This window comes from Roseateles amylovorans (assembly GCF_025398155.2).
In the GTDB taxonomy this organism is placed as follows: Bacteria; Pseudomonadota; Gammaproteobacteria; order Burkholderiales; family Burkholderiaceae_C; genus Roseateles; species Roseateles amylovorans.
Genome location: NZ_CP104562.2, coordinates 3,477,787 through 3,496,679 on the forward strand (window position 1 = coordinate 3,477,787; position 18,893 = coordinate 3,496,679).

At 66.3% G+C, this 18,893-nt stretch carries 14 protein-coding genes; 9 read left to right on the plus strand and 5 right to left on the minus strand.

All coding sequences use genetic code 11. The features are described from left to right. Positions 1-214: 214 nt before the first annotated feature. The 5 genes from N4261_RS14390 (at position 215) to N4261_RS14410 (ending at position 5,699) form a co-directional block, all read left to right on the plus strand. Complete coding sequence (locus tag N4261_RS14390; protein WP_092946619.1) at positions 215-391, plus strand: DUF1328 family protein; 177 nt, start codon at positions 215-217, stop codon at positions 389-391. Between the two features lie 314 nt (positions 392-705). Next, positions 706-1,245: a ferritin-like domain-containing protein gene (locus N4261_RS14395; RefSeq protein WP_261755993.1), complete on the plus strand. Its 540-nt coding sequence runs from the start codon at positions 706-708 to the stop codon at positions 1,243-1,245. Between the two features lie 124 nt (positions 1,246-1,369). After that, positions 1,370-2,833 carry a phospholipase D-like domain-containing protein gene (locus tag N4261_RS14400; RefSeq protein ID WP_261755994.1) on the plus strand — a complete coding sequence of 488 codons (1,464 nt, stop codon included), beginning with the start codon at positions 1,370-1,372 and terminating at the stop codon, positions 2,831-2,833. Between the two features lie 5 nt (positions 2,834-2,838). Next, positions 2,839-5,193 (plus strand): AsmA family protein, encoded by a 2,355-nt coding sequence (locus N4261_RS14405; RefSeq protein WP_261755995.1) that lies wholly within the window; start codon positions 2,839-2,841, stop codon positions 5,191-5,193. Positions 5,194-5,207: 14 nt separating this feature from the next. Next, positions 5,208-5,699 carry a response regulator transcription factor gene (locus N4261_RS14410; protein WP_261755996.1) on the plus strand — a complete coding sequence of 164 codons (492 nt, stop codon included), beginning with the start codon at positions 5,208-5,210 and terminating at the stop codon, positions 5,697-5,699. A 1,003-nt stretch (positions 5,700-6,702) separates the two neighbouring features. Here the strand turns inward: N4261_RS14410 and fusA are convergent. Continuing rightward, positions 6,703-8,805, minus strand: coding sequence for an elongation factor G (gene fusA, locus N4261_RS14415; RefSeq protein ID WP_261755997.1), 2,103 nt, complete (start codon positions 8,803-8,805; stop codon positions 6,703-6,705). A 461-nt stretch (positions 8,806-9,266) separates the two neighbouring features. On the opposite strand from fusA, the gene N4261_RS14420 reads away from it, so the two are divergent. The 3 genes from N4261_RS14420 to N4261_RS14430 all read left to right on the plus strand — a co-directional run bounded on the left by N4261_RS14420 (position 9,267) and on the right by N4261_RS14430 (position 13,709). After that, positions 9,267-12,629 carry an amidohydrolase family protein gene (locus N4261_RS14420; protein WP_261755998.1) on the plus strand — a complete coding sequence of 1,121 codons (3,363 nt, stop codon included), beginning with the start codon at positions 9,267-9,269 and terminating at the stop codon, positions 12,627-12,629. Positions 12,630-12,914: 285 nt separating this feature from the next. Continuing rightward, positions 12,915-13,076, plus strand: a complete 162-nt coding sequence (locus N4261_RS14425; protein WP_091733447.1) for a DUF1328 domain-containing protein — start codon at positions 12,915-12,917, stop codon at positions 13,074-13,076. Between the two features lie 84 nt (positions 13,077-13,160). Further along, positions 13,161-13,709: a hypothetical protein gene (locus tag N4261_RS14430; protein WP_261755999.1), complete on the plus strand. Its 549-nt coding sequence runs from the start codon at positions 13,161-13,163 to the stop codon at positions 13,707-13,709. A 370-nt stretch (positions 13,710-14,079) separates the two neighbouring features. Here the strand turns inward: N4261_RS14430 and N4261_RS14435 are convergent, their stop codons facing one another. Beyond that, on the minus strand, positions 14,080-15,201 hold the full coding sequence (locus N4261_RS14435) for a beta-ketoacyl-ACP synthase III (RefSeq protein WP_261760709.1): 1,122 nt from the start codon (positions 15,199-15,201) through the stop codon (positions 14,080-14,082). A 272-nt stretch (positions 15,202-15,473) separates the two neighbouring features. On the opposite strand from N4261_RS14435, the gene N4261_RS14440 reads away from it, so the two are divergent. Continuing rightward, positions 15,474-16,451 (plus strand): GMP reductase, encoded by a 978-nt coding sequence (locus tag N4261_RS14440; RefSeq protein ID WP_261756000.1) that lies wholly within the window; start codon positions 15,474-15,476, stop codon positions 16,449-16,451. A gap of 221 nt (positions 16,452-16,672) precedes the next feature. On the opposite strand, the gene N4261_RS14445 is transcribed toward N4261_RS14440, so the two are convergent. The 3 genes from N4261_RS14445 to N4261_RS14455 all read right to left on the minus strand — a co-directional run bounded on the left by N4261_RS14445 (position 16,673) and on the right by N4261_RS14455 (position 18,844). Then, positions 16,673-17,713 (minus strand): sensor histidine kinase, encoded by a 1,041-nt coding sequence (locus N4261_RS14445; RefSeq protein WP_261756001.1) that lies wholly within the window; start codon positions 17,711-17,713, stop codon positions 16,673-16,675. A gap of 161 nt (positions 17,714-17,874) precedes the next feature. After that, positions 17,875-18,576: a response regulator transcription factor gene (locus tag N4261_RS14450; RefSeq protein WP_261756002.1), complete on the minus strand. Its 702-nt coding sequence runs from the start codon at positions 18,574-18,576 to the stop codon at positions 17,875-17,877. Next, entirely contained in the window at positions 18,554-18,844 is a 291-nt protein-coding gene (locus tag N4261_RS14455) for a 4Fe-4S dicluster domain-containing protein (protein WP_435531927.1), read from the minus strand. Before N4261_RS14455 ends, N4261_RS14450 begins: the two co-directional genes overlap by 23 nt. Positions 18,845-18,893: the final 49 nt, after the last annotated feature.

An 18,893-nucleotide genomic window follows, 5' to 3' on the forward strand; every position in this document is an offset into this window, starting at 1 on the left:
CGCATCGGGAGGGATGAGTGAAGGCTATCCCTGGGCCCGCGCCCTGTCTGTCATACCGCGCCGGGGTCTGCTGTAGGACAGGTCCGGCAGACCGGCCGGCGGCATCCCGTCCTACATGACGACGTGGGGCCCGCTGATGCCCTCCGTCCAGCCCTCGCTTCTACATTGGATGCCATGTGCCGCGCCGCGGCTTTCGCAGTGAAAGGACATCGTCATGTTGAAGTGGGCCCTGATTTTTGCCGTCGTCTCCCTGGTGGCGGGCGTGCTCGGCTTCACCGGTATCGCCGCTGGTGCTGCCGGCATCGCCAAGATCCTGTTCGGCATCTTCCTGGTGATCTTCCTGGTGCTGCTGGTGCTGGGCGTCACAGGCGTGAACGCGCTTCGCAAATAACGTCGTGGCCCGTTGAGAGAGCGCACATCACGTCGCCCTCCGGTGGCCGAGAGCGGAAGGACCCGCAGCGGGTGAGCATGACCCGACGGGCACGGAACGCCATACCGGCCCCCGATGCCTCCCTCACTCGCCGGCTTCCGTCGACGCGACCTGCCGCGAACGCGCCACGGGAACCCTTCCCCTGAGGACGCCCCCACTGAGGCCACACCGAGGGTCATCGACTGCAGACGACGGCCTCTGCGACCACCGACACCTCATCCGACACGCCCCGCCGCCAGCCCATCCCGGGCCTAGCCATACAGAGGAGCCATCCCATGAATTCTGTCGCCGACCTCCCCACCATGAAGCTGGACGAGAAAGCACTGGACCGCGCCCGGTCACACCTCGACGAGGGTCCGGTCACGCCCAGCTACGGTCCGTACCGGGACCAGATCGTCAACCTGCTCAACGATGCATTGGCCACCGAGCTGGTCTGCATCCTGCGCTACAAGCGCCATTACTTCACCGCCCACGGGCTGGCCTCGCCGCGCATTGCCGAGGAATTCCTCGAGCATGCCAATGAAGAGAGCGGCCATGCCGACAAGCTGGCCGAGCGCATCGTGCAGCTCGGCGGCGAGCCGGACTTCTCGCCCGACTCCCTGACCCGCCGCAGCCATGCCGACTACGACGCCTCGTTGGACCTCAAGGCCATGCTGCGCGCCAATCTGGTGGCCGAGCGCGTGGCGGTCGAGGCCTATCGCCAGATGATTCAGCTGATCGGCGAGAAGGACCCGACCACCCGCCGCATCCTTGAGCAGATCCTCGCCGACGAGGAAGAGCACGCCGACGAGCTCGCCGACCTTCTCAAGGAATGAGCGCCGAACGATGATCAAGCCCCCCTCGCCTCGGCCCGCGACCCCGACACCCCCGAGGTCCGGGTGGTGGCGGCGGTGCATTGGTCATCATCAGCTGTCCGCTCGGCTGCAGGACGATTCGCCTGTGCGTGCGGTCGAACGGCGGGCCGCAGGGGTCACCCGTCTGCAGCTGTCGCTTCTGACCTTTGGCCTGAGCGCCTGCATGATGGCCTGCGGCACACCGAAGCCGCCGATCAATGGCCCGATCCCGGAACCACCGGCTCGTGCGCCCTCGGTGGCCAAGGTCGCCACGCAGGTGGATGTGAACGATGCGCGCGGTCCGATGGGCCAGCAGCGGCGCGAACAGGCCATCCAGAGTGCGGCCAACCAAGGCCGTGCCGATCTGCTGAAGCGCCAGTTGGCGGCCATGTCGGCCTTCGGCGACGTGGACCTGTACGCCGGCAACGACACTCGGTTGCTCATCGACGGGCCGGCCACCTTCGCGGCCATGTTCAGTGCCATCGAACGTGCCAAGCGCCAGATCGTGCTGGAGAGCTACATAATCGAAGACGCCGATGTGGCCAAGCAGCTCTCGGACCTGCTGATTGCGCGACGTGGGCAAGGCATCCAGATCGCGGTGATGTATGACGCGGTGGGATCGCTCTCCACCCAGGAGGCGTATTTCGAACGCATGCGCCAGAACGGCATTTCGGTCTGCGCCTTCAATCCGGTCAATCCGCTCAAGGGCACCCGCTACAGCAAGATCACCCATCGCGACCATCGCAAAATCCTGGTCGTCGACAACGAGGTCGGCTTCACCGGCGGGATCAACATCAGCGCGGTGTATTCCTCGGGCTCGGGCTCCTTCGGCAGCAAGGGTTCCCGCCGCAAGATCACCGACAAGGATGGCGACGGCAAGGAATCCGGTTGGCGAGACACCATGATCCAGGTGCGCGGCCCGGCCGTTCAGGCGCTGCATGGGCTGGTGCGCGAGGTGTGGCAGCAGCAACGCTGTGAAGGCGCGGTCGATGAGATCCCGGCTGCGACCACCGCGCCTGGGCAACAGCTGATGCGGATCGTCCCGTCCACCCCGGAGGACAAGGAAAACCGCATCTACACCCTGCTGCTGGGCAGCATCCGCGCCGCCCAGCGCTCGGCCTATCTGACCATGGCCTACTTCGCGCCCGGCAAAGACATGGTGGACGCCTTGTGCGAAGCCGCCGAGCGCGGTGTGGATGTGCAGTTGATCCTGCCTTCGCAGAGCGATTTCTCGCCGGTCATGCATGCAGGGCGCGCCCATTACGAGCGACTGCTCCAGTCGGGCGTCCACATCCATGAGCTGCAGGACGCTGTGCTGCATGCCAAGACCGCGGTGATCGACGGTGTGGTCTCCACCATCGGCTCCAGCAACATGGACTGGCGAAGCTTTGTCTACAACAACGAAGTGAATGCGGTGGTGCTGGGCGAAGACTTCGGCGGCGCGATGACGCGCATGTTCGAGCAAGACCGCGCCGCCTCCCGCACCATCGATCTGGATACCTGGCGCCACCGACCCTGGCTGCAGCGCAGCAAGGAATTTTTCTCCGGACTTTTCGAACATTGGTGGTGATCGACATGAACTCTCCTCCGCCCACGCCCCTGCCAGCCGCCACACCGGCGTCGCCACCCTCGCCGGATTCGCGTCCCCCGTCACGCCCGCACACTCGCGCCCTGCGGCGCTGGGGCACCGGTGTGGCGGCTGTGCTGGCCCTGCTCGTCGGCACGGTGTTGGTCTGCGAATGGATGGGCTGGCCCTTCCTGCGCCGGCCGATGGAGAACTGGCTCAGCCAGAAGCTGGACCGGATGGTCAGCTTCGATGGGTCCGGCAGCACCCGCTGGCAGCTGCGCCTGATTGGCGGGCTGCGGCTCGAAACCGACAGCCTGCAGATCAGCGGCCCGAGCTGGAGCACCCTGGGGCCGATGCTGGTGGTGGAGGACGCCAAACTGGCCCTGCGCTACGGTGACCTGCTCGCGCTTCGCCAGGGCGAGGCGCTGCGGGTGAAGTCCCTCAGCGCCAACGACCTCACGCTGCGGGTGGAGCGCGATGTCGAGGGCCGCGCCAGTTGGCAGTTCGGCCGTCAGCCGGACAGCGACACCCAGATCCGCAAGCGCCCCAATGTGGACGGCGTGCGTTTCGACCTGCTGGAGGTCCGGAAAGGCACGGCGCTGATCGACGACAAGATCCAGCGCCTGGCCTTGATTGCGCGCTTCGCCCTCCGTGAGGACTGGGAAACCGGTTCGATCGGCCGGGCCGGCGCCGACAGCGCCCCACTCAGCGGCACGGCCATCGCCCAGCGGCTGAACATCGACATCGGCGAGGCGGCGAAGTCGCCTGCGGCTTCGGGCAAACAGGTCGCTGCTGCAGGCTCGAAGGGTGCCGCGTCGGCGTCCTCGGGTGCTTCCGCGCCTCAAGGGCAGCGGCCGGCCGCGGCGGTTGCTGTCGCGGCGGCGGGTTCGGGCGCCTCAGCGCCAGCATCGGCCACCGACATCGTCGCCCGCAACGGGATGATCATCGAGGCGGAAGGCAACTTCCGAAACTTGCCACTGAAGGCCAGCCTGCGCACCGGATCGGCCTTGCCCTGGCTGTCCTCCGATCCCAAGGCGCCGTCGGTGCCCGTCACCCTGCGTGGCGGGCTGGGACGCGCCAAAGTGTCGTTTGACGGGGAAGTGCGCGACCTGCTGGTCAGCCAAGGCCTGAACGGTCGATTCGAAGTGGCCGGGCCATCACTGGCCGCCATCGGCGAGCCGCTGGGCGTGACGCTGCCCACCACTCCACCCTTCGCCATGAACGGCACGCTCAGCCGGGACGGTTGGCGCTGGCGGACCTCGGTGGCCTCCGCCACCATCGGCAAGAGCAAGCTCAACGGCGATTTCGAATTCACCGCCCCGCCGAATGAGAAGTCCAAGCTGACCGGCCAATTGCGTGGACGCGAGCTGTGGATGGCCGACCTGGGCCCATCCATCGGTCTGCCGACGGCGGACGAAACGACCAAACCCCGCCACGCTGGCCGGGTGCTGCCGGATCGCAACTTTGACCTGCCTTCCCTGCGGGCCATGGATGCGGACGTGACGGTGCGACTGGACCGATTCGAATCCGGCACCGCCCTGCTCCAGGCGGCTCAGCCGCTGAGCGGGCACATTGTGCTGAAGGACGGCGTGCTCGAAATCCGAGACATCGATGCCCGAGTCGCCAAGGGCCAGTTCGCCGGCCGCATCCTCCTGGACGGACGGCAACCGCAGGCGCGATGGGAGGTTCGACTGCGAGTCAACGGTGTGCAGCTGGAGCAATGGCTGAAGCTGCAACGCAAGCCGGGCCAGCCGCCGTATGTCACCGGCGTCATGGGTGGCCGGATCGCGCTGGATGGACGAGGTCGATCGACCGCGGAACTGCTGGCTTCGGCGGACGGCCGCATGGTCCTCTTCTGGACGCAGGGCAGCGTGTCGCACCTGATCGTCGAAGCGGCGGGCATCGACGTGGCGCAGGCGCTGGGTGTTCTGATCAAGGGCGACGACGGCCTGCCGGTCAGCTGCGGCGTGGCCGACCTGCGGGTCCGCCAAGGCCGGGTGACGCCGCAGCCCATGCTCATCGATACCCGGGATTCCCTGGTTCGGGTGGAGGGCGACATATCGCTGGCGACCGAGCGGCTGATGCTCACCGCCAACGTCCAGCCCAAGGACGTCAGCCCGCTGACGCTGCGCACGCCGCTCAAGCTGCAGGGCACGCTGAGCGACCCCAATGTCAGCCTGGAAAAGACGCCGTTGCTGAAGAAACTGGTGCCGGCGGCTGTCCTGGGTGTGGCGGTGGCCCCGCTGGCGGCGCTGCTGCCGCTGGTGGATCTCGGCGAGGAGCCGGACGAGCAAAGCCGGCAGGCGCTGTCTGAATGCAACGCCACGTTGCGGGGCCGTGCCAAGGCGTCCTCCGGATCGTGATAATGAGCGCCATCATGTCCGCTCCAGTGACTTCCGCGACTCCCTCGTCAGCCGCCGCGTCGACCGGTACGCTCACCTGTTTCCTGGTGGAGGACAGCCCGCTCATCCGCGAGAACCTCATCGCGACGCTGCAGGAAATGCTCAACATGGAGGTGGTCGGCCAGGCCGAGGACGAAGCGGGCGCGCTGCGATGGCTGCAGGACGAGGCCGTTCCATGCGACCTGGTCATCATCGACCTCTTCCTCAAGCGCGGCACCGGTCTGTCCCTGCTGCCGAAGGCGCGGCAACTGCAGCCCGAAGCCAAACTGGTCGTCCTGAGCAACTACGCCACCGTGGAGATGCGGCATCGCTGCGAGCAACTGGGGGCGGATCGGGTCTTCGACAAATCCAGCGAGTTGGACGAACTCATCGCCTATTGCCTGGATCTGCTGCCGACCGAGGGGGGATCGACTTCCGGGTCGTCCTCTTCTTCATCTTCTTCCTCGCCCTCGTCGATAGTCGGGTGAATGCGGTGGGTTGAGTTGATGTTGGGTTGGAGCGCTCAGCCGTCGGGGCGTGGGTGGCGTTGAGCCGCTTCAGTCGCACCCGTTGAGCGTGGCCGGCGCCACCGGCTGCCCGCTTCGCTCAGACGCTGCCGCATTCGCTCCGCGGGCAGCCGGTGCCACCGTCCCGATACACCGAGTCCTTCCACCAGGCTTCTTGCCGAAAGGCTCGGGTTTTCGCTTCTCTGTTTGGGTGCAGCGGTGGTTGCTTGCACTGGGTGTAGCGTGGCCGGTGGCACCGGCCGCCCGCTTCGCTCAGACGCTGCCGCATTCGCTCCGCGGGCAGCCGGTGCCACCGTCCCGAGACACCGAATCCTTCCACCAGCCTTCCTGCCAATGTGCTCGCGTTTTCGGTGCTCTCTTGCGCGCGCAGGTGGTGGCTTGCACTGGGTGGAGCGTGGCCGGCGCCACCGGCCGCCCGCTTCGCTCAGACGCTGCCGCATTCGCTCCGCAGGCAGCCGGTGCCACCCGTCCCGAGACACCGAATCCTTCCACCAGCCTTCCTGCCAATGTGCTCGCGTTTTCGGTGCTCTCTTGCGCGCGCAGGTGGTGGCTTGCACTGGGTGGAGCGTGGCCGGCGCCACCGGCCGCCCGCTTCGCTCAGACGCTGCCGCATTCGCTCCGCGGGCAGCCGGTGCCACCGTCCCGAGACACCGAATCCTTCCACCAGCCTTCCTGCCAATGTGCTCGCGTTTTCGGTGCTCTCTTGCGCGCGCAGGTGGTGGCTTGCACTGGGTGGAGCGTGGCCGGCGCCACCGGCCGCCCGCTTCGCTCAGACGCTGCCGCATTCGCTCCGCGGGCAGCCGGTGTCACCGTCCCGAGACACCGAGCCCATCCCGCCGACCGAACACTGTGCCCACAAGGCCCCACCGGGGCCGCCCAATCAAGCGGAGGCCGTGGAACCGGCTTGGCCGGGCCACTGGCCTCGCCCCCTGAGGGGGCCGGCGTAAGCCGGTAGGGGGGGAGCCTATTTTTGTCTTGCGGTGACGATGGCGTCGGCGACGTTTTTGGGGGCTTCGCTGTAGTGCTTGAATTCCATCGTGTAGGTCGCGCGGCCTTGGGTGGCGGAACGCAGCGAGGTGGAATAGCCGAACATCTCGGACAGCGGCACCTCCGCCTTGATGATCTTGCCCCCGCCCACCATGTCGTCCATGCCCTGCACCATCCCGCGACGGCTCGACAGATCCCCCATCACCGTGCCCGCATAGTCCTCCGGCGTCTCCACCTCCACCGCCATCATCGGCTCCAGGATCACCGGGCTTGCACGGCGGCAAGCCTCCTTGAAACCCATCGACGCCGCCATCTTGAAGGCGTTTTCGTTCGAATCCACATCATGGTAGGAACCGAAGGTCAAGGTCACCTTCACATCCACCACCGGATAACCCGCCAACACGCCGTTGGGCAGGGTGTCGATCACCCCCTTCTCCACCGCCGGAATGTATTCGCGCGGCACCACGCCGCCCTTGATGGCATCCACGAACTCGAAGCCCTTGCCCGGCTCCTGCGGCTCCACCGAGAACACGACATGGCCGTACTGGCCCTTGCCGCCGGACTGCCGCACAAACTTGCCTTCCACGTCCTGCACCGCCTTGCGGATCGTCTCGCGATAGGCGACCTGCGGCTTGCCGACATTCGCCTCGACGCTGAACTCCCGCTTCATCCGGTCAACGATGATCTCCAGGTGCAGCTCGCCCATGCCTGAAATGATGGTCTGGCCCGATTCCTCATCGGTGCGCACCCGGAAGGACGGATCCTCCGCCGCCAGACGCCCCAGCGCCAGGCCCATCTTCTCCTGGTCCGCCTTGGTCTTGGGCTCCACCGCCTGCGAGATCACCGGCTCCGGGAAGATCATCTTCTCCAGCGTGATGATGGCCTCCGGATCGCACAGCGTCTCGCCCGTGGTCACGTCGCGCAGCCCCACGCAGGCCGCAATGTCCCCGGCCAGGATCTCCTTGATCTCCTCGCGCTGGTTGGCATGCATCTGCAGGATCCGCCCGATGCGCTCCTTCTTGCCCCGCGTCGGGTTGTAGACCGAGTCGCCCGACTTCAACACGCCCGAATACACCCGGACAAAGGTCAGCTGACCCACATAGGGATCGGTCATCAGCTTGAAGGCCAGCGCACTGAACTTCTCGCTGTCGTCGGCCCGGCGGACCGTGTCCTTCTCATCGTCATCGGTGCCGTGCACCGGCGGGATGTCGATCGGCGACGGCATGAAATCGATCACCGCGTCCAGCATCCGCTGCACGCCCTTGTTCTTGAACGCCGTGCCACACAGCATCGGCTGGATCTCGCCCGCGATGGTGCGCTGACGGATCGCGCGCTTGATCTCGTCCTCGGACAACTCGCCGGTCTCGAGGTACTTGTTCATCATCTCCTCGTCCGCCTCGGCGGCCGCCTCGACCATCTTTTCGCGCCACTCCTCGGCCTGGGCTCGCAGTTCCGCGGGAATCTCCTCGTAGCTGAACTTCATGCCCTGCGAGGCTTCGTCCCAGATGATCGCCTTCATCTTCAGCAGGTCGATCACGCCGCGGAACTGGTCCTCCGCCCCGATCGGCAACACGATCGGCACCGGGTTGGCCTTCAGCCGGTCCACCATCATCTGGCGCACCCGGTAGAAATCTGCCCCCACCCGGTCCATCTTGTTGACGAAAGCCAGCCGCGGCACCTTGTACTTGTTGGCCTGACGCCAGACCGTTTCGGACTGCGGCTGCACGCCACCCACCGAGTCATACACCATCACCGCGCCGTCCAGCACCCGCATCGAGCGCTCCACCTCGATGGTGAAGTCCACGTGCCCCGGGGTGTCGATGATGTTGATGCGGTGCTCCGGCAGCGACAGGTCCATGCCCTTCCAGAAACAGGTGGTCGCCGCCGAAGTGATCGTGATGCCGCGCTCCTGCTCCTGCTCCATCCAGTCCATGGTGGCCGCACCGTCATGCACCTCGCCGATCTTGTGATTGACCCCGGTGTAGAACAGGATGCGCTCGGTCGTCGTGGTCTTGCCGGCGTCGATGTGGGCCGAGATACCGATGTTCCGATAGCGCTCGATGGGGGTCTTGCGAGACATGGCGAACTCCAGAGAGTGGGCGTTGGGAGACCCAGGGACGGGCGTTGCCCGGCTGAGGTCCTGAACCCGACGAATGTACCCACAAGGGATGTCCCCTGCCACCCGCCCGCATGAAACACCCCGCCGCCAAGAGGACCGGCCGTGGCGCCGGAGGCACGAGGGACCGCCAAAAGGGGGATGCGCGAACGGCGGCATCGCGCCTGGCTCACAGCCGCCCCAACCGCTGCCCCACATTTACCTCACCTCTGCCCCCCTCTGCCCCGCGTTCGAGTCCCGTCTGAGTCGCGCGGCTTCAGGTCCGAGTCAGGCCGGATCTCGGGCTCGAGCGGGCGGTTTCACCGTCGCCGCCGGGCGCGATCCACAGTCCGCACCGCCATTCGTCATGCCCTCGGAAACCAGCATGCACCCGGGAATACCCGGCGGCTATGCTGCCCGCACCTTCAATCCAGGGTCGCCTTTCCATGAAGCTCACGAAGCTGACCAAGCTCCATCAGATCGTCCGCCGCACGCCCGCCTCTGCGGGCGTGATCGCTTTGTGCGGTCTCTCGCTGGCCGCCGGCGCCGCCTTGGCCGCCGATGCGCCCGACGCCCCGGCCGCCGCCGCCTCCGCCCCGGCCGCCGCCAAATGGAACGTCAACCAGCCCCCCGGTGAAAAACGCACCGCGCAGCTGGATGTGCGCACCGGCACCTGGATGTCGGTGGACGTGAGCCCGGACGGCAAGCAGATCGTGTTCGACCTGCTGGGCGACCTCTACCTCATGCCCATCGGCGGTGGCGAGGCCAAGGCCCTGACCCACTCCATGTCCTGGGAGATGCAGCCCCGCTTCTCGCCGGACGGCCAACGCATCGCCTTCGTCTCCGACGCGGGGGGCGGCGACAACATCTGGGTGATGAATGTCGACGGCACTGGCGCCCGCGCCATCAGCACCGAGGATTTCCGGCTGCTGAACAACCCGGTCTGGCATCCCAGCGGCCGCTATCTGCTGGCGCGCAAGCATTTCACCGGCACCCGCTCCCTGGGCAGCGGCGAGATCTGGCTCTACCACCTCGACGGCGGCAAGGGCCAGCAGCTCAATGAAAAGCCGAACTGGCAGAAGGACCTGGGCGAACCCGCCATCTCGCCTGATGGCAAATACCTCTACTACTCGCAGGACAGCACCCCCGGCCGCGTCTTCGAATACAACAAGGACAGCAACGGCGAGATCTTCCGCATCTACCGGCAGGACCTCACCGACGGCAGCAGCGAGCCCTTCGTGACCGGCGCGGGCGGCTCGATCCGCCCCACCCCGTCGCCCGATGGCAAGTACCTGGCTTTCATCCGCCGCCTGCGTGACGACACCGGCAGCCGCACCACCCTGTTCCTCAAGGACCTCAAGACCGGCCGTGAATTCCCGGCCTGGAAGGGCCTGGAGCGCGACCTGCAGGAATCCTGGTCGGTGCACGGCGTCTATCCCGGCATCGCTTGGACGCCCGACAGCAAGACCCTGGTCGCCTGGGCCCAGGGCAAGCTCTGGCGCATCGACCCGTTCCAGTCCACCGTCTCTGAAATCGGCTTCCATGTGAAGGACGAACGGCAGATCTCGACCGCCGTGCGCTTCGCGCAAGACGTGGCCCCGGCGCAGTTCGAGTCCCGCGTGCTGCGCTGGGTCAAGGTGGCACCGGACGGCAAGCGCGTGGTGTATTCGGCCGCCGGTTACCTCTATGCCAACGACCTGCGCGACGGCAAGCCGGTCGGCGAGGCGCGCCGCCTCACCCGCCAGACCGACCGTTTCGAGTATTTCCCCAGCCTCTCCCGTGACGGCAAGCAGGTCGTCTATGTCAGCTGGAACGACACCGAACAAGGTCGCGTCCGCATCCTGGATCTGGCCTCGGGCCGGGACACCGTCGTCACGCAGGAGCCCGGCAAGTACCTCGCCCCTGCGTTCTCGCCGGACGGCAAGTCGGTCGCCTATCAAAAGGCCAAGGGCGGCTACCTGACCTCGCCCTGGAACAGCCTGGAACCGGGTGTCTATGTTGCGTCGGCGGATGGCAAGGGCCAGCCGCGCCGCGTCACCAAGGACGGCGAGGCCCCGCAGTTCGGCGCGGACAGCCAGACCCTGTACGTCGCGCGCACCCAGCGCAGCAGCGAAGTGGATTCGCAGCACCTGCTGGTCCGCCTGCGCCTGGACGAGCACGATGAGCAGCAGGTGGCCAAGAGCGAGTTCGCCACCGCCTTCACTGTCTCGCCGGACGGCCAGTGGCTGGGCTTCACCGAACGCTTCCACACCTACATCACCCCGCTGACGCCCAGCGGCAAGACCTTGAGCATCGGCCCCAAGGCCGATGCCATGCCGCTCAAGAAGCTGGACGTCAATGCCGGCGACTATCTGCAGTGGTCGGGTGACAGCAAGTCGCTGCACTATGCGCTCGGCAACGAGCTGTTCACCGTGGCCCTGGACGAGGCGTTCAAGCCCGGCTTCAAGCCCGCCGAACGCGGCCAGAAGATCGGCCCGGTGCTCACGGCCGACAAGCCGCAAGGCCGCATCGCGATCGTCGGCGCCCGCATCGTCACGATGAAGGCGCAGCAACCGGACCAGGTGATCGAGGACGGCGTCATCCTGATCGAGAACGACCGCATCCAGGCCATCGGCACCCGTGCCGAGGTCGCCATCCCGGCCGGTGCCGAGACGGTGCAGGCCGCCGGCAAGACCATCATCCCGGGCCTGATCGATGTGCACTGGCACGGCGCCATGGGCGAAAGCGAGATCATTCCGCAGCAGAGCTGGGTGAACTATGCCTCGCTGGCCTTCGGGCTGACCACGCTGCATGACCCATCCAACCGCACCGGCGACATCTTCACCCAGTCGGAAATGCAGCGCGCCGGCCGCGTGGTGGGCCCGCGCATCTTCTCCACGGGCTCGGTGCTCTACGGTGCCAAGGCGGACTTCTCCACCGTCATCAACAGCCTGGACGATGCCCAGACCCATCTCAAGCGCTTGAAGTCCGCCGGCGCCTTCAGCGTCAAGAGCTACAACCAGCCTCGCCGCGACCAGCGCCAGCAGGTGCTGGAGGCCGGGCGCGAGACCCGCATGATGGTGGTGCCGGAAGGCGGTTCGCTGTTCCAGCTCAACATGAACATGATCGTGGACGGCCACACCGGCATCGAGCATGCCTTGCCGGTCGCCAAGGTCTATGACGACGTCAAGCAGCTCTGGCCGCAGACCCAGGTGGGCTACACGCCCACACTCAACGTCGCCTACGGCGGCCTGGACGGTGAGCACTACTGGTACGCGCGCACCGAGGTCTGGCGCCATCCCATCCTGAGCAAGTTCGTGCCCAAGGGCGTGCTGGAGCCGCGCAGCGTGCGGCGCGAAACGGCTCCGGAAGAAGACTTCAACGTCATCCAGGTCGCCCGCACCGCCACCGAACTGCAGCGAGCCGGGGTGTCGGTCAACATCGGCGCGCACGGTCAGCGCGAAGGGCTGGGCGCCCACTGGGAGATGTGGATGTTCGCGCTGGGCGGCATGACGCCGCTGGAAGCGCTGCGCACCGCCACCCTCAACCCGGCGCGCTACCTGGGCCTGGACAAGGATGTCGGCTCGCTCGAACCCGGCAAGCTGGCCGACCTGGTGATCCTGGACGGCGATGTGCTCAAGGACATCCGTCAGAGCGACCGCATCAGCAAGGTCATGCAAGGCGGCCGGCTCTACGACATCCCGACGATGAACGAAGTCTGGCCACGCAAGAAGCCGCGCCAGCCCTTCTTCTTCGACGGTGGCAATGCCAATGCGCCGGTGGACGCGGAGGCCGCCGGCGTCGAGGCCGGACACGGACACGGCGACTGATGCGCGCGTAGCCTCATCGCCTGCACGCCCCGCAACGGGCGCCCCGCAACGCCCCGCCGATTCAAACCGGCGGGGCGTTCTCGTTTCTGCAAGCGTGGGTCGAGCGTCATGGAACGGCTCGGGGGAGATGGCAGGCCCGCATGGGCCCGAAGGCGGAGTCGGCGCTGTCCTACACACACCCGGTGCGCTTGCCGACGTCCGAACGCGCCACCAGCCTGCGCTGGCGTCAAGCCGCAGTCCCTACAGTCTCTTCATCGCGGCACGGTGCCGCGCCAGGAGATCGAGATGCTGCACTACGCCGTCGTGTTCTTTGTCATTGCCCTGATCGCTGCGCTGTTCGGTTTTGGCGGCATTGCCGCCGGCGCCGCCGGCATCGCGAAGATTCTGTTCTTCGTGTTCGTGATCATGGCCGTTGCCACCTTCGTGATGAGCCTGCTGCGCAAATAGTCGCACGCACCGCTGCCCCACGAGCCTTCCGTTTTTCCCTTTCGTCTCGCGACGCCAAGACAACTCCAGAAAAGGTAGACATCCATGAACAAGCCCACCACCGTTGCGCTCATCGCCGCCACCCTCAGCCTGTGCTGCGGTCTGGCCCAAGCCGCCAACTTCTCGAAGTCGGTCTACGACGGCGCGAAGGACGACATCAAGACCAGCTACAAGGCGGACAAGGATGCGTGCGGCAAGCTGTCCGGCAACGCCAAGGACATCTGCACGGAAGAAGCCAAGGGCCGCGAAAAGGTCGCCCTGGCTCAGTTGGAATACAACTACTCCGGCAGCGCCAAGGACGAAGCCAAGCTGGTCGAAACCCGCTACGAAGCGCGTTACGAGGTGGCCAAGGAACGTTGCGATGACCGTTCGGGCGAAGCCAAGGATGTCTGCAGCCGTGAAGCCAAGACCGCTTACGAGAAGGCCAAGGCCGAGCTGAAGATGAACAAGAAGGTGGCCGAGGCCGTCGATGACGCCGAGGAAACCCGCATCAAGGCCGACTACAAGCTGGCCTCCGAGAAGTGCAGCACCCTGTCGGGCGACACCAAGGATGTCTGCGTGAACTCGGCCAAGGCCCGCTACAACCAGCGTTAAGCCTCACGATCGATCGGGTGGTCGACCACGCGGATTCCCTCGACGCCGCCCGCCCTTTCGACATCGCGCAACGGTTCATTTCCCCCGCGGGGGGTGGCGAGCCGGCTTCGGCCGGTGTCGATACCCAACGTTGAACCGGCGGCCTCGGGACATAACTCGAACAACATCCCGAAGCCCCCGGTCGACACCCTGCCGGCGCGATCCTCACATGAAAACGGCGATCCATCGGATCGCCGTTTTGTCGTTTCTTGGCTGGGTCGTTCGATCGTTGGTCTTCTGACCGTGCCGTCTGACCGTGCCGGTGATTGTGTCGTCGTGCCAGTCCCGAGGCGGCACCCGCACCACGCCGCTACCGGCACAGCCCACTCGATCAGCGCTTCTTGACGATCACGCTGCCCACCGAATAGCCAGCGCCGAAGGAGCAGATCACCCCGAGATCGCCCGCTGCGAGATCGCTGCGGTGCTCATGGAATGCAATGATCGACCCCGCCGACGCGGTGTTGGCATAGGTGTCCAGGATCAGCGGCGCGATGTCCGCGCCGGCCTCGCCGCCCACCAGTTTCTTGATCACCAGCTGGTTCATGCCCAGGTTGGCCTGGTGAAGCCAGAAGCGACGCACATCGCTGGGTTGGATGTGTTGCGTCGCGAGATGGTTCTCGATGTGCGCCGCCGCGATCGGCACCACTTCCTTGAACACCTTGCGACCTTCCTGGCGGAAGGTCTTGTCGCGGGCATCGGGATCGCTGTCCTCGGCCCGGTTCATGAAGCCGAAGTTGTTGCGGATGTTGTTGGAGAACTGGGTCGCGAGTTGGGTGCCCAGGATTTCCCATTGGTCGGCGCTGGTGGCCGTGTCCGCCCGTTCGACGATCACGGCCGTGCAGACATCGCCGAAGATGAAATGGCAATCCCGGTCCTTCCATTCCAGATGGGCGGAGGTGATTTCCGGATTCACCACCAACACGCACCGGGAAGCGCCGGAACGCACCGCATTGAACGCCTGTTCCAGCGCGAAGGTGGCCGACGAACACGCCACATTCATGTCGAAGCCGTAACCACCGGCCCCCAGCGCCTGCTGGATTTCCACCGCCATCGCCGGATAGGCGCGCTGCATGTTGGCCGCAGCGCAGAACACCGCATCCACCTCACCGGGCTGCCTGCCGGCCGCGGCAAGCGCCTTGCGCGAGGCATCCACGGCGATTTCGGCCATCAGGGAGATCTGGTCATCCGCCCGTTCCTGGAAGCGCGGATACATGCGGGTCGGGTCCAGCACGCCTTCCTTCTCGATCACATAGCGCTGCTTGATGCCCGACGCCTTCTCGATGAATTCGACACTGGAGTGGACCAGCGGCTCACGTGTGCCTGCGGCGATGGCCTCGGCATGCTGCGTGTTCTGCAGGTCCACGTAACGGTTGAAGGCCTCCACCAGCTCGGCGTTGGTGATGACATGGGGCGGCTGATAAAGCCCGGTACCGCTGATGACGACGGAGTGCATGATGTGGACGTGGTGGCGCCCCGCGGTAGCGGAGCAAGGGCGCAAGTTTAGCGAAATGCCGAACAAAGCCCCTGATCGGTGCGTGCTGCACCGCCGCGCGACGCAGACCGTGCGCGTCATGCGTAGAATGGGTCACCGGGCCCAAATTTTGGGACCCGGTTTTTTTGTGCCCGGAGATCCCCTCCCGCCACGAACAGCCAGGTCCCAAGTCAAGCGCTCGCAGCCCAGGGCATGCACTGCATCAACGCAGCCCCTACTTGCGACTTTGGACCATGGAAATCTTTGACTACGACAACATCCTGCTGCTGCCTCGCAAATGCCGCGTGGACAGCCGCAGCGAATGCGACACGGCCGTGGCCTTCGGCCCCCGCCGCTTCAAGCTGCCGGCCGTACCGGCCAACATGAAGACGGTGGTGGACGAATCCATCACCGAATGGCTGGCCGCCAACGGCTACTTCTATGTGATGCACCGGTTCGACCTGGACGGCGTGGCCTACGCCCGCCGCATGCGCGACAAGGGCCTGTTCGTCTCCCTGAGTGCCGGCGTCAAGGACGCCGACTATGCGCTGATCGACCGCCTGGCCGCCGAAGGCGTCGGCGCGGACTACATCACCATCGACATCGCCCACGGCCATGCCGATTCGGTGCAGCGGATGATTGCCCACATCAAGCACAAGCTGCCCCAGACCTTTGTCATCGCCGGCAATGTCGGCACGCCCGAAGGCGTCATCGACCTCGAAAACTGGGGCGCCGACGCCACCAAGGTCGGCATCGGTCCGGGCAAGGTCTGCATCACCCGACTCAAGACCGGCTTTGGCACCGGCGGTTGGCAGCTCTCCGCGCTGAAGTGGTGCGCTCGGGTGGCCACCAAGCCCATCATCGCGGACGGCGGCATCCGCCACCATGGCGACATCGCCAAGAGCGTGCGCTTCGGTGCGGCCATGGTGATGGTCGGCTCCCTGTTCGCCGGCCATGAGGAATCGCCCGGCGCCACGGTGGAAGTCGACGGCAAGCTCTACAAGGAGTATTACGGCTCCGCGTCCGACTTCAACAAGGGCGAGTACAAGCATGTCGAAGGCAAGCGCATCCTGGAACCGGTCAAGGGCAAGCTGGCCGACACCCTGCGCGAAATGGAGGAGGACCTGCAAAGCTCCATCTCCTACGCTGGCGGCCGCAGCCTGGGCGACCTGAAGAAGGTCAACTACGTGGTGCTGGGCGGCGAAAACGCCGGGGAACACCTGTTCATGTGATCGCCTGAGCCGGTGTGATGCGATGCCCCGCCACGGTGGCATCGCATCAGCCGGTCCTGCCCTCAAGGCGCCGCCTGCGAACGGGAGAAGATGCATTCCCGAGAAGCCGGAATGACAAAGCCCGCACCGTTACCCGGTGCGGGCTTTGTCATGGGCGGAACGCGAAACGCGGCGCGCAACCGGTGACCGGTCACCGGCGAGCGGCAATCAGCAATCAGCAATCAGCCGAACCGAACCGACGCCTCGAACCCCGGCGCCGCATTGCGCAGCTCCAGGCGGCTGCCATGGGCTTCGGCCACCAGACGGCACAAGGACAGGCCCAGGCCGACACCGCCATCGCTGCGGGCGCGGGCCTCGTCCGGGCGATAGAACGGTTGCCCCAGGCGGGACAGCGCGTCCGGCGGCACGCCCGAGCCATGGTCGCGCACGGTCAGCCGCAGCGCGGCGCCCTCCCCCTCAACGCGGTGGACGGACAGCCTCACCGGCCCGACCGCCGGATCGTTGTGTCGCAGCGCGTTGTGAATCAGGTTGCGCATCAGCAATTGCACGCGCATCCGATCCAACGACAACACCGGCAGATCCGAATCCCTGACCAGCACCACGCCAGGCTGCAGTTGCTCCTCGGCCAGCGCGCCCAGGTCCACCGGCGACACCTGCAACGCGAGATGCCCGCTGCCCAGACGCTCGCTCTCGAGCAAGGCACTGATGAGGTCGCGCATCTGTGCGAGTTCGTCCAGCAACGCGTCCTTCGATCCGCCCTCGGCCACCAGCTCGGCATGCAGCCGCGCCCGGGTCAACGGACTGCGCAGCTCATGGCTGATGGCCAGCAGCAGCGCCCGCTTGCCGTCGAGCATGGCCTGGATGTCGGCAGCCATCTGGTTGAAGCGATGCGCCAGGTCGCCGATCTCATCGCGATGGAAGATCGGTACCCGATGGGTCAGATCTCCCTGGCCGAAAGCCTCCGCCCCCGCCGCCAGCGCCCGCAGCGGGCCGACCATGTGGCGGATGCCGCCGTAGGCCACGCCGGTCACCAGAAACAACGCGGGCACCGCCCACAGCAGGCCGTAGTCCGATTGCATCGACCCCCACAGAATCAGGCTGCTCAGCAGCGCCAGCACGATGAAGATCCCGATCAGCCGCGCCCCCAGCGAGTGCCGGAACTGCGCATGGTGCCGATGCCAGCGTTGATGCCAGCGATGGCGCGCCCGCCAATGCCAGTGCCAGTCGCGCCGGGAACCGAAGGCGCCCGCACCAGTCTCCATCTCCGCCCATCGGGCCATTTGCTGGAGGCGCCACAGCTTGCGCGCCCGGGACCGGCTCATCCGGCTCATCGGACCGCGGCGATCCCATGGCGCGGCTGGATCGCCTTGCCCGGGCGGCCCCGGCGGCCGGGGCCAATGGTCGTACGGATGCCGCGGTCCCCTCATGAGGCCACCTCCGGCAACGCAAAGCAGTAGCCGGCATTGCGCAGGGTTTTCAGGGCCTCCACCGGCTCGAGCTTCTTGCGCAGGCGGCTGACGAGGATGTCCACCGCACGGGTGTAGAGATCGGCCTCCTGGCCGCGCAGTCGGTTCAGGATCTCGTCGCGCGTGAACACCCGTCCCGGCTCGCGCGCCAGCAGCGTCAGCAGCTCGTATTCGGTGCTGGTCAGCTCCAGCAGGCCGGCAGCGGACGTCACCTGTCGCCGGGTGGTGTCGATCTGAAGGCCGTCGAAACACATCAGCGTGGACGGGCTGGCCGGGGCGGGGGCCCGTCGGGTGCGACGCAAAATCGTCTGAAGGCGTGCCGCCAGTTCCCGCGGTTCGAAGGGCTTGGCCAAATAATCGTCCGCGCCGAGCTCCAGGCCGACCACCCGATCGGTGAGGTCACCGCGCGCCGTGAGCATGAGGATGGGAATCTCCCGCCACGGCGCCTGACCGCCGCGCAGCTGCTTGCAGAAGGCGAAGCCGTCCATCTCCGGCAGCATGCCGTCCAGGATCAGGGCATCGAACGGCTCGCTGGCCAGGCGCTGAAGCGCGGCACTGGGACGCGTCACGGCGCTGAGTTCGAAATCGAACCGCGCGAGGTACTGCGTCAGGGGCGCGGCCAGGGCCTCGTCGTCGTCAATCAAGAGCAAGCGGTGCATCGTGCCATCCATTGTGCACACGGCGGACCAGCGTGATCGCCCGTTCAGGACAGGCTTTCACGCACAGGCCGCACGCCTGGCAGGCCTCCGCATTCGGCAGGAAAGCCTGCTTCCAGCCGTGGCCCACGCCCTTGAGCTTGCCGATCAGGCTCAGTCCCTGGCGCTCGGCCTTCGGCAGCACGCCCAAAGCGAAGACGCCGTGGGGACAGACCTCCACGCAATCCCCTTTGCCCTCGCACCGATTGCGATCGATGCGCGGCTGGATCAACCCGGGCGGCTGCCGGCAGGGCTGACGCGGCGGCTGCCCGTTCATGTCG